Source organism: Fluviicola chungangensis (assembly GCF_007558725.1).
In the GTDB taxonomy this organism is placed as follows: domain Bacteria; phylum Bacteroidota; class Bacteroidia; order Flavobacteriales_D; family Crocinitomicaceae; genus Fluviicola; species Fluviicola chungangensis.
On the sequence record NZ_VLPL01000006.1, the window covers coordinates 164,843 to 178,664 of the forward strand.

Genomic DNA, 13,822 nt, shown 5'->3' on the forward strand with positions numbered 1-13,822 from the left:
TGCCGGTTATGAAGAATGCCATCAAATTTATTACTTTCCCCTTTTTGTTTTCATTCGGATTTATGGTGTTTTTGTTCACCAAAAACACCATAAATCTGGGATATGCAGCATTTCGGTACTTGTTTGTTTTGACCAATGGGCGCATCAACAACCGTCTTTCCTATATCATAGGAATATTCAAAAAGGGAAAAGCAACACCCGCAAATGGTATTTTGGGGAATTTGTCAAAAGCAGAAATTGAACAAATCTCTGCAAAAATTGTTGCTGATGGATTTTACGAATTTGATGTCAAACTGGATAACGAACTCATCGAATCAATTACGCGATTTGCCTCTGAAACAGGAACTCGTTACGTAGATGTAGACAAAAAAAACATTTGTTATTCTACCGAAAAAGTCATTTTTGACCGGTCCAACCCCATTTCACCACGTTATCAGTTTGATGCTTCGGATATTATGCAAAATCAGGCCGTTCAATCCCTTGTTTTTGACCCGACTTTGAAATCTGTTGCTACTGCTTACTTAAATTGCAACCCGATCCTGGATGCTTTGGCTATGTGGTGGAGCGTACCGTTTGGTAATAAAGGTGCATCACAGGCAGCACAGATGTTTCACTTTGATATGGATCGCTTTAAATTCATTAAATTCTTTTTCTATATCACGGACGTACATTCCCACAATGGTCCACACTGCTACATTCAAAATTCACACAAGGGATTACCAAAAGCAATCCGGAAAGATGGACGTATGACAGACGAAGAATTGTCAAAAATCTATTCGAAAGACCGCTTCAAAGAATTTACTGGAAAGAAAGGAACAATCCTGGCGGTTGATACCCGCGGATTACACAAAGGAAAACCGCTCAAGGAGGACGTCCGTCTGCTTTTTCAAATTCAATTCTCCAATTCACTTTTCGGGGCTCCATTCGAAAAAATAAACCTATCCGGAATTTCCGAACTTTCCAAAAAGGTTATCCGTGAAAACAAACGAACTTACCAACTGTTTTCCGAAGCTCATCCAAGCAAATAACCGCTGAAAATATATTTTCGGGATGCCTCGTATTTAGTCGGTGAAAAGGGAGTTTTTACTATCTTCGCAAGAAGAATTTAAATCAACAGTTGTATATGTCTGCTATATATAAAACCGAACAGGAGGATTTCTGGGCCGGTGATTTTGGGACTGAGTATATTGATCGAAACAAAAGCGAACAGTACCTGGCATCCAACATTCATTTTTTCTCTAAGGCTTTAAAACAAGCTGCGCCTATTGATTCCCTGATCGAATTCGGAGCTAATGTGGGGATGAATCTGAAAGCTATCCGATCACTGTATCCGAATCTAAATATCCATGCAATAGAGATCAATGAAAATGCTGCAGGCATATTGAAAGGTGTAATCGGAGAAAATAAGGTTTACAATTGTTCAATCCTGGATTTTGAACCGAAAGAAAAATATAGTGTTTCCCTTATCAAAGGAGTGCTGATCCACATCAATCCGGAGATGCTGGAGCTGGTGTACCGGAAACTATACGACAGTTCAAATAAGTATATTTTAGTCGCAGAATATTACAATCCAACTCCGGTTGCGATTAACTACCGGGGACATTCAGATCGCTTGTTTAAACGTGATTTTGCAGGAGAAATGATGCAAAAATTCCCAGACCTGAAACTCATTGACTATGGATTCGTTTATAAAAACGATCCGTCTTTTCCTCAGGATGACGTGACCTGGTTTTTAATGGAAAAAAAATAACCATGCAGGGGACGAGTGGTTTATTGATTCATCCATTGCGACCCGGAACTGGAATCGTTCGTGGAGAGAAAAATCAGGTTAGATGACTGCTCTTTCTGAAAATCCACATATCAATGGCTGTATTTTGATTCCTACGAGAACGGTTCAGTTGGAACCGATCATATTTTTTAAAATGAACTTCCCTGTAAATACGCCTACAAATCGTTCAGGGACGGATAAAAAAATTAAACCTCTTTAGCATGATCGCAATCATTCCGGCAAGAGGCGGGAGTAAACGGATACCCCGCAAAAATATCAAAGACTTTTTGGGTAAACCGGTCATCGCTTACGCTATTGAAACAGCGTTAAAAAGCCGGCTTTTTGAAGAAGTTATGGTTTCTACCGATGATGAGGAAATTGCTGCTGTTGCAAAAAAATATGGCGCAACCGTTCCTTTTCTGAGAAGCTCGGAAAACAGCAATGATTTTGCGGGTACTTTTGAAGTCATTGAAGAAGTCATTGGGAAATATTCAAAACTCGGACGCACCTTCGATGAAATTTGCTGTATTTATCCCTGTACTCCCTTGCTTCAAACAGAATACCTGGTATCAGCATACAAACAACTAATTGAAAACGGCTATTATTCGGTGTATCCCGTAGTTGCGTATTCTACTCCTATTCAAAGAGCTTTAACCATTTTCAACGAAAAACTGACATACATTCACCCGGAGCATCGTTTTACACGTTCACAGGATTTAGAAAAGGCGTATTTCGATCCCGGACAGTTTTATTGGATGAAAGTAGCTCCTGTGCTTCAGCAAAAAGGTGTTTTCACGGATAATACGGGATGTATTGTTATCGACGAATTGTTTGTACAGGATATTGACAATGAAACTGATTGGAAACTGGCAGAATTAAAATACAAACTCCTTAAAGCTGAATAGCATGGATTCACCGGAAACAACTTCCTTCCTGAAGAATAAATATGGTTACCTCGAAATAGCGGAAAAACCAAGCCCGGAAGAATTGGCAAACTATTACGCTGAAATCTATTTTCAGACAAGCCAGGGTGCTTACGAAGCTGTGTATTCAGAACAGGAATTGACTTTCTTTGATAATTCCAATCACATCAAATCAGAAGTTATCACCCGTTTTTTTAAAGGAAACGTATCCGGCAGAAAATTGTTGGATGTAGGGTGTGGAGAAGGTTTTACGATGGACTATTTTTTCCGGAACGGTTGGTCTGTAACCGGCATCGATTATTCCATCGATGGCGTTCAGCGCCAAAATCCGGACATGGAATCGTTTGTATTACAAGGAGACATTTACCAGCGAATCGGGGAACTGATCCAAAAGAAAGAACAATACGATGTAATCTGTATCCTGAATGTACTGGAACACGTAATCGATCCGATCCTGATCCTAAAACAACTCCGGGAATTGGTTTCTCCGGGAGGACTGCTAATCATTCTGGTTCCGAATGATTTTTCCGTATTACAGGAAAAACTCCTTTCCGATAAAAAAATATCCCGACAATTCTGGGTAAAAATACCGGATCACTTAAACTATTTTTCGAAGGAATCATTGGTGGCACTTTGTGAAGACCACGGATTCAGTCTCCATAAATGCTTGTCTGATTTTCCCATAGATTATTTCCTTGCCAACCCGGACAGTAATTACATAGAAGACGGGACTAAGGGAAAAAACTGTCACAGGGCCCGTATGTGGCTGGACAATCTTCATTGTTCGGTTTCGATCCCAAAAACGATTGACTTGTATGAGGCATTTGCCAATTTGGGATCAGGAAGACAATTAACGGCCTATTTCACCAAATCATGAGTTACGCAAAATACCTGAACAAAACGGTTTATACACTCGGTAATTACGCAGTAACACCTCTGCGTGAATCCGATATTTTTTTGATCAAAGAATGGAGGAATGCACAAATGGATGTGCTAAGGCAAAATAAGCCGATAAGCGATGCGGAACAGGAAAATTATTACCAAACGGTTGTAAAGCCTGGCTTCGAAAAAGAAAATCCGGCGATCATGCTTTTTAGTCTTCTGCGAGATGATAAATGTATCGGATACGGAGGTCTTACAAATATTCATTGGCAGGACAAACGAATCGAACTTTCTTTTTTGGTTGCCCCTGAAAGAGCCAAAGACCCGATCATTTATGAGGAAGATTTCACTCATTTCATTGAGCTGATGAAACTGATTACTTTCCGTGTCCTTGGTTTCAACCGGATGTTTACGGAAACTTACGACATCAGGGATCATCACATCAGCATTTTGGAGTCTTGCGGTTTTGTTCCTGAAGGCAGAATGAGAGCTCACGTGTGTATTAATGGTATCTTTGTAGATTCTTTAATACATGGAATATTAAAAAAGGATTATGGATTTTAAAGGAAAACGGATTTTTATCAGTGGTGGTGCCGGTGTGATCGGAACAGAAATGGTACAACTGCTCCAGCAGCAGGGTGCACATATCATGGTGGGGGATTTAAAACCGATTCCGGCCGATTTTCCGTCAACTGTTATCTATCGCCAGGGAGATTTGAATTACATCACCCAAGTGGAGGTGGACCATTTTAACCCGGAATATTTCATTCACCTGGCAGCAACCTTCGAACGTTCTACAGAGACTTACGAACACTGGGAAGAAAATTTTCACCACAATATCCTGCTGAGTCATCATTTAATGACACTGATGAGAAATGTACCCGGGTTGAAAAGAGTAGTCAATGCTTCCAGTTATCTGATTTATGACAAAGCACATTATCAATTCAAAGAAGCACAGAATCAACCTGTAAAACTCACAGAATCACATAGCATCAATCCCCGAAACCTGACCGGTCTTGCGAAGCTTGCTCATGAGATCGAATTGGATTTCCTGGCCTTGTTCAAATCCGATCAATTTACCAGTATTTCGGCGCGGATTTACCGTGGATACGGTAAAAATTCCAGGGATATTATTTCCCGATGGGTCAGAGACCTCTTGAACAATGAAAAAATAACAGTATACAATCCGGAAGGTTTTTTCGATTACATCTATGCCCAGGATACCGCAAAAGGATTGCTGAAACTGGCACTTTGTAACCAAACCGGAATTGTGAACCTGGGTACAGGGAGATCGAGACAGGTTGGAGATGTTGTTCGAATCCTGCATGCGCATTTTCCACAAATGAACACCGAGTACATTCGAAAAACGGATGAATTAATTGAAGCTTCAGAAGCAGACACTACCTTATTGAAAAAATATATCGCATGGGCTCCCGAAAGAGACCTGGAAAATACCATTCCGGAGATTATTGCGTTTGAACAACAAAGACAAATTGCAAAAGATATTACTTATGGAAATATCCTGGTTTCCAGTGCCTCACGAAAAATTGGTTTAATTCAGTCCGTTAAAAAGGCTGCGAATAAAATCCATTCGGGTATTAAGGTAATTGCGGCCGATGCATCTGACACTTGTTTGGCAAAGCATTTCACAGATGATTTTTGGAAAATTCCATTGATTAGCGAAATCGATATTCACGCATTCATCAAAGAATGTCAAAACCGTTCCATTCAGTTGATTATTCCTTCGCGCGACGGGGAATTGGCATTTTTTGCAGAAAACAAAAGCCTCTTTGAACAAGCCGGAATTCACGTAATGGTTTCAAACAAGGAGTCCATTAGAAAATGTGTCGACAAACTGGCATTCTACCGGGAAAATGAAAACGTTCAGTCACGCATTATTCCAACTGCGGAACACATGGATTCGTGGAACAATACCCGTTTCGTCGTAAAAGAACGTTTTGGAGCTGGTTCGGACTCGATTGGTATCAATCTGGGCAAAGAAGAAGCATCTGTTCATGCCGATCAATTGAAATTCCCAATATTCCAGCCGTTTATTGATGGCCTGGAATTAAGTATTGATGCATACATCGATAAAACAGGAAAGGTAAAAGGAATTATTATGCGTAAGCGCGAGCTGGTGGTGAACGGTGAATCCCAGGTAACTTCTACCATTCACAACCCTGTAATGGAGAAAGAATTTCGTGCTATTATTGATTCTTTAAAGCTTTCCGGACACATTATCCTCCAAGCAATTATCGATTCCAAAGGAGAAATTCATGTCATTGAATGTAACCCTAGATTTGGTGGTGCTTCCACCCTTTCGGTCAAAGCCGGACTAGACAGTTTCTATTGGGCCTACCTGGAAAGTTGTTCCGTTTCGCTGGAAGCGTATCCTTTTATTCCGACAACAAAAACAATTACGCAGGTTCGATATCCTGCTGACCTATATTTATGATCATAGTAACGGACTTAGACGACACGCTTTATCCTGAAATCGAATTCGTTTACAGCGGGTTTCGGGAAGTCAGTGCTTATTTGAGTAAAACGTTCGGAATAGACGCGGAAGAGTCTTTTCAGATCATGCTGCGTGAATTAAAATCGAACGGAAGAGGAAAAGTTTTTGATTCGGTATTGGAAAAACACCACATCAATACCACCTCAAACCGGAAAAAATGCCTTTCTGTTTACCGTTCACACAAACCTGAATTAACCCTCTACCCAGAAGCTGAACGCTTTCTGAAACGTTTCTCCGGTCACACAAAATACCTTGTAACGGATGGAAATGTCCGGGTTCAGCGCAATAAGATCGAAGCATTGGGGTTACGGAGCCATTTCATTAAAACAATTCCTACCTACCAATATGGTATCGCATATTCCAAGCCATCCACTTTTTGTTTTGAGAAAATTCTAAGCTGGGAAGGTCAAAAATCTCCCGATGAATTGGTTTACATTGGCGACAATCCTAAAAAAGACTTTGTATCACTCAATAAAATGGGAGCAAAAACAATCCGTGTATTAACCGGAGAATTTGGTTCTATGAAAGCAAGTCCCGGGTTCGATGCACAATATACCGTGAATAATTTAGATGAAATTACCGAAGAATTTATAACACGAATTGCATTATGAAGATTGGAAATTTTGAAATCGGTCCTGGAAAACCTTCCTTTATCATTGCCGAATTATCTGCAAATCATAACGGGAGTTTAGAAACGGCCATTGAAACAATACGGGCTGCGAAGCGCGCAGGTGCGGACGCAATCAAATTTCAAACGTATACAGCGGACACCATTACCCTCAACAGCAGAAAAGAAGATTTTCTGATCCATGGTACCATTTGGGAAGGAAAATACCTGCACGACCTGTACCAGGAAGCATATACTCCGTGGGAATGGCACAAACAACTGTTTGACGTTGCGAAAGAAGAAGGCTTGATTTGCTTTTCATCACCTTTTGATCATTCAGCGGTTGATTTCCTGGAAGACCTGGATGTTCCCGCCTATAAAATTGCTTCTTTTGAAATTACCGATATCCCTTTGATCGAGTACACTGCTTCGAAAGGAAAGCCCATTATCATCTCAACAGGAATAGCCACATACGAAGACATTCAGCTGGCAATAGAAGCTTGTAAAAGGGCTGGAAATGACCAGATCATCCTGTTAAAATGTACATCTAGCTATCCTGCACCGATCGAAGAGGCAAATATGATCATGATTCCATATCTGGCAAAAGAATTTGGGGTTATTTCCGGCCTATCCGATCACACCATGGGATCCACGGTCCCGATCGTATCTGTTAGCCTGGGAGCAAAAGTCATCGAAAAGCATTTTATCATAGATCGTTCTATCGGAGGACCAGATGCTACTTTTTCCATGAACGAAGCCGAATTTTCTGAAATGGTGAAAGCTGTTCGTGATGCTGAAAAAGCATTGGGAACAGTGACTTTTGAATTGAGTGCGAAACAATTGGTGAGCAGAGCCCATAGCCGTTCTTTGTATATTTCAAAAGACCTTAGAAAGGGGGAAACAGTTACTTCCGAACATATCCGCTCTGTACGTCCGGGATTCAGCCTCCACCCAAAATACTATTCCGAAATTATCGGGAAACGGGCATTAAAAGATTTCACCCTGGGTGACCGCATAAAAAAAGAGGATTTTGAATAATCCTCTTTTTTTATGCTCTACGTAAACGACTGATTACTCTGCCGCTACCTGTGTGCGTTTTTTCTTCTTCCATCCCATATAGCATGCAAATCCAAACAAGGCAAGCAATATAACCGATCCGATTCTTGCCACCAGATTTACAGTAGCATATTTCGGTAATTCATAAATAAATTCGATCTTGCTATGTCCGTCCTTCAATTGAATTCCACGCAGAAGGTAATTTGTCTTCAAAACAGGAACTTCTTTTCCGTTAACATATGCTTTCCACCCGATCGGATAATAAATTTCAGAGAAAACCGCCAATTGAGGGCCTTTTACGTTTGCATCGTATGTTAATTTATTAGGAGCTGAACTTGTCAGTTTAATCTCCCCTTCTCCCGAGAATTTTCTGGTGCTTAATTTACTTGCAAATTCCGGAAGCATCAATGCTTCGTTAGCAGGATCAAATGAATCTTCTACTTTCAGATAAACCAAGGGAGTAAATGATCTTGAGGTATCTGCCTGAAGCGTAACCAAGGGAACCAAGTTGGTATTCCCGTTAATATCCATTACAAACATCGCTTCCTGACCCTTGGTCAGTCCGCTTGCCAATTGCACTTTCATGGTATCTCTCCCGGGAACCAAATATTGAAGGGTTTCACCTCCGTAAACAGTTGCCTCTTTCATCGGCGTACGATTAACCAAAAAGACTCCCGAGCCGCGATTTTCCGCTTTGAATTTATTGCCAAGAGCCCGGATCTCATCATTTGGAGTCGCTTCTTCACGAACTTGTTTCACCAACCAGGCATTTCCAAGCGCAGCAGGATTTAAAATCGCAGTATCTAAGCCTGATGGCGATGATTGTAAGAAATACTTCACGTTCAACATATCCAATACTTTGTTATTGGTCTGTGAAATCTGAAATTCCATCAGATTATTGATATTTCTCAATTTAGCACCGTGATAACCGCCAAGTGATTTATGGAAATAAGATGCCCTACTACTTGAAAAAGCCCCTGAAAAGTCGAGTACCCGGTAGTTTGTTGCCATACTTAAAGCATGAAAACGGTATGAGTTAATCACATTTATTTTTGCAGCCCCCTCGTATCCTAATTCATCGGCCTTTTGTTTTCCTTTTGCTTCACCTCTTTTTACTACGGCGGCCAGTGATGGATTCTGAGCTATTTCAGCAGCCATAATCTCTTCATCTCCTTTCGTTGTAGTAATCGGGTAAGCAGTCAAACCCGCTTCCTCCCAATACTTATATCCATTTCCGGAAGCATCGTCAACCGCTCCCAAATAATTGTAAGCAACAGGAACCAGATCAGCAAATGTCAATATGACCAAACCTGCAACTAAAATGATATTTGCATTTTTTTCATTCTTGGAATACAGGAAAATAAGAAATAGTCCGGCTCCAAGGAAAGCAAACAAAATTGAACGCGTCATGCTTGAACTGAAAATCTGCTTTCTGGCCATTTTAACTGCATTATACGATTCCATCTGGGAATCTACCTGCATGTTTACAAATTGTTGCACTTGTTGTGGATTTGTTATATCCAGCTGATATTCCTGTGCCGCAACCTGTGGGTCCATTTGCATTACCTGTTTGGTATATGCCTCATTCAGTCCCGCATATTGTTTCGCTTCCATCGGGTTGGTGTAGCCATCACCTAATCCGGCTACTTTCACAATAATCAAAAATGCTATGAACGATCCCAAAACAATCATGACTTTTTGTTTCTGAGCAATAACCGATTCTCGCTGCTTGATGAGCTCATTCAAAAACAAAACTCCCATTACCGGAATCGTCAGTTCAACCAACACCAAGATAATAGTAACCGCTCTGAATTTGTTATATGCAGGAACATGGTCAATGAAGAAGTTGGTTAATCCCATGAAATTTTTTCCCCATGACAGCATAATTGCCAGTACTGTTACCGCAAAAAGCGCCCACTTCATTTTGTCCTTCAGGAAAAACAAACCTAAAAATGCCAACATACAAACAATGACTCCAATGTAAACAGGGCCCGAAGTAATGGGCTGCGTCCCCCAATATGAATATCCTTTCAGCGCATTGTTTATTTCTGCCTGAGACAAATCACTGTTCTGGATTTGTTCAGAAAATGGTGAATTGCCCAATTGTTCCGATGCACCTCCCTTTACGTATGGTGAAACAAATGTGAACGTTTCATCTATTCCATAAGACCATTGAGTAATATAGTCCCGATCCAATCCAGTGGATTGATTTTTTGCAGGTAATCCATCAGGGGAAACGGTGACATCATTTCCTCCGCGGATAGAGTATTTAGCATAATCGTTTGTAAGGATAATATTCCCGCTGTTGATTACAAAGGCCAGGATAAAAACTCCGATAATCCCGGCAGCTGTGACTCCGAAGTTTTTCAAATCTTTCTTCCGGATTGCTTCCACCAAAAAGTAAATACCCAGGAACAATAAAATAAACAAGAAATAATACGTAACCTGTACGTGGTTCATTGCCAATTCAAAGGTCATGAAGATCCCCGAAAGAATCACTCCCCACATCCGGTTGGTCCGGAATGCATAAATAAATGCCCCCAACAAAGCAGGCAAAAATGCAGCTGCACCAGATTTGGTAACGTGTCCTGCCTGAATAACAATCAACTCATAACTTGAAAAACTGAAAGCTATCGCACCCAAAAGCCCAACCCACGGGTTTATTTTCAGAAGCCTGGCAAACAATAAAAAACAGAGAAAATGTAAAAATATAGTTCCTACGGGATTTGGTAAAATTTTAAAATATTGACCTAAAATAGTTTTAAACCAGTTTCCCGGATATATAAGCGAAATTTGCTCTGCAGGCATTCCTCCAAAAGCAGAGCTCGTCCACAAAGGTTCTTTACCGCTTTCCTCACGAAACAGATCTGTCTCGTTACTCATTCCTTTCCACTCCTTAATATCGTGTTGCTTCACACCATACCCTTCAAATTGTGGCTTAAAGAACATCGCTATAACAATAAACATTCCTCCGATTATTGCCAGGTACATCCAATTTTTCTGAAAAAAGCCTTTTATATCCATAAGTTAAAATTGTCCGACCAAAAATAAGAACTTTAATCTTCCGAAGGGTGTTTTGACAGAAATTATCCTGATTTCTGATTTCTTCAGTAAACTTTGAACGAAAGTGAATTTGGAATGTATGACTAATTGTTCTAATATCAAATGATGAAAACAGTTTCTTTGTTGTTGGTTTTAACAACCCTAGCTTTTGTAACACGCGCTTCGGATCAACTTAAGTCCGTACCGAAATTTTACATTTATAAAACCACTAAAAATACAGCCATCAAAAACGGGGAAGCCAAACTCACCATTCATTTCGACAGTCCGAATTTCAGTGATATTCCACTAGGTTACCAGACAATCATCTATTACTCTGTCAACAATGTTGAAGATACACTGACCCTCAACACATCTTTTACTGCAACTCTCCGGTTAGCGGCAAAAAAGACTGTTTTCAAGTTTTGGCCGGGACCGGGTTATGATGAAGTGATCACAGATACGATCCAGATAGAGAACCAAACAGAAAATGAAGCACAAGTCAATTTCTATTCTGAAAACAGGATGATTGAAGTGGACAAGCCGGTCATTTACCTGCAAAATCCTGTAAAAATGGATTTTTCTCTAAAAGTAATACCCACAAACGGTTTCACATTTACTTATCCGGTGTACGAAGACGAATGGAAAGGAACTGTTTACCCAACTGGGGAAATTGAACTAAAGGGCCAAAAATATCCATACCTCTTTTGGGACTCAAAGCAAGCATTCACCTTAAAAAAACACACCAACGGATACCGGGTTTCCAAAGAAGAAATTATCCCGTTTTTGGAAAACCAGCTTTCCAATGCCCGCTTAACTTCCGCAGAAAAAACGGATTTCATCACCTATTGGGGACCGCGAATGATGCAATACGAATCCGTGTTTGTCCAGTTCTATCTCCAGGAAGACTGCAACCAATTCGCTTCAATCCACTGTGATCCGGAACCGACAGTGGTAAATCGGCTATATATTGCATTCTCAAAATGGAACGACAAATTGGAACCTTACATTCACTCCATTGAACTGCCTGCCTTTAAACGCGATGGATTCAATCTATTGGAATGGGGTGGTTTTGAACTTAAATCAATTGCCTTATGAATCGAACATTGAGTATCCTTTTTTTAGCGACGTCTTTTCTTGGTTTTTCCAAAGGAAGAGAATTACTTCCTTCGGTCTGGATTATCAAAGACAGCATTTCTGAAAAAATTCACCCGGATAGTGTTCAATTGGTTTTTAATGTGGACGACCTCTATAATCAGCTGATGCTGAACCAGCATGCTGCAATCGTGCAGGTGAAAATTGATGGAAAATCAAAGAAATATACCATTACCGATAAGCACCCGATCTTCAGATTTCCACTAGCGAAAGGGAAACACAGATTGGCTTTTTATATCAACGCCAACTTTAATGAAATATATCTTGAGCGGGAATTTATGGGAAAACACCATTACGAAATCGGATTAAATTTCCAGGGTTCTTCCAATTCCGGAAAACAAATCCTGGTGGAAAAACCGGTGATTTACCTCTATAGTGAAAAGGAAGAAGCCTTTCATCTGAAAGTGAAAACGAGTGCAGCATTACAATTTACTTATCCGGCATACAGCAATGAATGGGTGGGAACGAGTTCTCCAAACGGAACTATCCAGCTAAACGGCACCAAGTACCCATATCTTTTTTGGGATGCGCAACTTCCTGTCAATCAGGTGAACCTGGACTGGAACTTTGCTGATCAACTGGAAGGAAGTCACGTAATGGCTTACCTGGAAAACCAATTGGACAAAATCGGTTTCAATGAAAAAGAGAAAGCTGATTTTATCACCTATTGGGGTCCGCGCATGCAGAAAATGAAACACCTGCAGGTTCTTTGGATGCAAAATAAAAGTATTGATCCGATTGCCTCCCTGGAAATCTCGCCCAACTTCAAACAAAACCGCATTTACCTTGTTTTCCGGGAAACGAGCCAGTGGAACGAACAAACTCCGGAAATCAGAATCTCTTCTCCGGAACCAATGGACCGCTCCGGAAATTACCTGGTAGAATGGGGGGGAATGGAAATTGAACCAAATTTATAAAATGATGCGTCTTATCTTGTTTTTTCTGTTGATCAGCAGCAATTTGCTCGCAAACAAATTGGAATGGATTCCCGATTATTTCGTGAGATACGAAACCGATAAACATCCGCCCCAAACTGGTTCCCGGATTAAGATCATTTGTGAGTTCGATTCGGACTATGACTTATTCCGCGAATTGCGCTTCGGGATGAATGGCAGTAACGAACGTATCAAAATGAACGACAAAAACGAAGCGGAAGTGATCCGTAAACCACAAAAAGCCGTTTTTCAATTCTATTATGACAGCCATTTCCAGGAAATCGAAACGGATTCCATAGAACTAAAAACAGGTCAACTGACGATCATTTCGCTTCATTTCAAAGCAAAAAATGATCCGCGACCGGTCAAAAAACCGGTGATTTACCTCTATCCTGATTCAGACACGGACGTATCGGTTGATTTAAACGCAAAAGGAAATCTGACATTCACTTATCCCGATTATTCCAGAGGTTGGAAAGGGACAGCGCACCCCGATGGTTCTATTGATATCAACGGAGCACTTTACCCCTATTTGTTCTGGGAATCGGAACAGGTATTCAATACCTTCGATGCAAAGACCGGTGGTTTTCTCCTGGAAAAAGAGCAAGTCGTTCAATCCTTGGAAAAGTACCTGACAGATCTGGGTTTCAATGACAAAGAAAAAACAGATTTCATTACTTTCTGGGCACCTGAGCTTCGGAAATACGAACAGGTACTGATCCAATTTGTACTGAATGATTCCTGCAATGCATTCGCTGCACTGGAAATCACGCCGAAACCGCTGCATTTAAACCGGGTCTATATCGTTTGGTCACAAACAGATCAAACAAAGCCTCAGCTCGTGAAACCACAAATATTGCAGAAGCTGAACCGCGATGGTTTTGATGTACTGGAATGGGGCGGAATCGAATTAACGCCGCAACATCCCTAATCCAAAGCAAA

At 40.7% G+C, this 13,822-nt stretch carries 12 protein-coding genes; 11 read left to right on the forward strand and 1 reads right to left on the reverse strand.

Annotated elements, in window-relative coordinates; translation table 11 throughout:
- Positions 1-8 precede the first annotated feature (8 nt).
- The 8 genes from FO442_RS12950 (at position 9) to pseI (ending at position 7,733) form a co-directional block, all read left to right on the forward strand.
- Positions 9-1,028 carry a phytanoyl-CoA dioxygenase family protein gene (locus FO442_RS12950; RefSeq protein ID WP_186280109.1) on the forward strand — a complete coding sequence of 340 codons (1,020 nt, stop codon included), beginning with the start codon at positions 9-11 and terminating at the stop codon, positions 1,026-1,028.
- A 95-nt stretch (positions 1,029-1,123) separates the two neighbouring features.
- Positions 1,124-1,750, forward strand: a complete 627-nt coding sequence (locus FO442_RS12955; RefSeq protein ID WP_144333624.1) for a pseudaminic acid biosynthesis-associated methylase — start codon at positions 1,124-1,126, stop codon at positions 1,748-1,750.
- A 239-nt stretch (positions 1,751-1,989) separates the two neighbouring features.
- Entirely contained in the window at positions 1,990-2,673 is a 684-nt protein-coding gene (gene pseF / locus FO442_RS12960; protein WP_144333625.1) for a pseudaminic acid cytidylyltransferase, read from the forward strand.
- Position 2,674: 1 nt separating this feature from the next.
- Positions 2,675-3,568, forward strand: a complete 894-nt coding sequence (locus FO442_RS12965; protein ID WP_144333626.1) for a class I SAM-dependent methyltransferase — start codon at positions 2,675-2,677, stop codon at positions 3,566-3,568.
- Positions 3,565-4,137 (forward strand): GNAT family N-acetyltransferase, encoded by a 573-nt coding sequence (locus tag FO442_RS12970; RefSeq protein WP_144333627.1) that lies wholly within the window; start codon positions 3,565-3,567, stop codon positions 4,135-4,137. Before FO442_RS12965 ends, FO442_RS12970 begins: the two co-directional genes overlap by 4 nt.
- On the forward strand, positions 4,127-6,028 hold the full coding sequence (locus FO442_RS12975; protein WP_144333628.1) for an NAD-dependent epimerase/dehydratase family protein: 1,902 nt from the start codon (positions 4,127-4,129) through the stop codon (positions 6,026-6,028). The genes FO442_RS12970 and FO442_RS12975 overlap by 11 nt, the downstream gene beginning before the upstream one ends.
- Complete coding sequence (locus FO442_RS12980) at positions 6,025-6,699, forward strand: HAD family hydrolase (protein WP_144333629.1); 675 nt, start codon at positions 6,025-6,027, stop codon at positions 6,697-6,699. The genes FO442_RS12975 and FO442_RS12980 overlap by 4 nt, the downstream gene beginning before the upstream one ends.
- Entirely contained in the window at positions 6,696-7,733 is a 1,038-nt protein-coding gene (pseI, locus tag FO442_RS12985) for a pseudaminic acid synthase (RefSeq protein WP_144333630.1), read from the forward strand. Before FO442_RS12980 ends, pseI begins: the two co-directional genes overlap by 4 nt.
- Positions 7,734-7,766: 33 nt before the next feature.
- On the opposite strand, the gene FO442_RS12990 is transcribed toward pseI, so the two are convergent.
- Positions 7,767-10,775 carry a YfhO family protein gene (locus tag FO442_RS12990; RefSeq protein WP_144333631.1) on the reverse strand — a complete coding sequence of 1,003 codons (3,009 nt, stop codon included), beginning with the start codon at positions 10,773-10,775 and terminating at the stop codon, positions 7,767-7,769.
- Positions 10,776-10,919: 144 nt separating this feature from the next.
- Between FO442_RS12990 and FO442_RS12995 the strand changes: the two genes are divergently transcribed.
- Genes FO442_RS12995 through FO442_RS13005 form a run of 3 tightly spaced genes read left to right on the forward strand, consistent with a single transcriptional unit; the run spans position 10,920 to position 13,811 of the window.
- Positions 10,920-11,888, forward strand: coding sequence for a hypothetical protein (locus tag FO442_RS12995; RefSeq protein ID WP_144333632.1), 969 nt, complete (start codon positions 10,920-10,922; stop codon positions 11,886-11,888).
- A complete protein-coding gene (locus FO442_RS13000; protein WP_144333633.1) occupies positions 11,885-12,862 on the forward strand; it encodes a hypothetical protein in 978 nt (325 codons plus the stop codon). Before FO442_RS12995 ends, FO442_RS13000 begins: the two co-directional genes overlap by 4 nt.
- Before the next feature lies 1 nt (position 12,863).
- Positions 12,864-13,811 (forward strand): hypothetical protein, encoded by a 948-nt coding sequence (locus FO442_RS13005; protein ID WP_144333634.1) that lies wholly within the window; start codon positions 12,864-12,866, stop codon positions 13,809-13,811.
- Positions 13,812-13,822 lie beyond the last annotated feature (11 nt).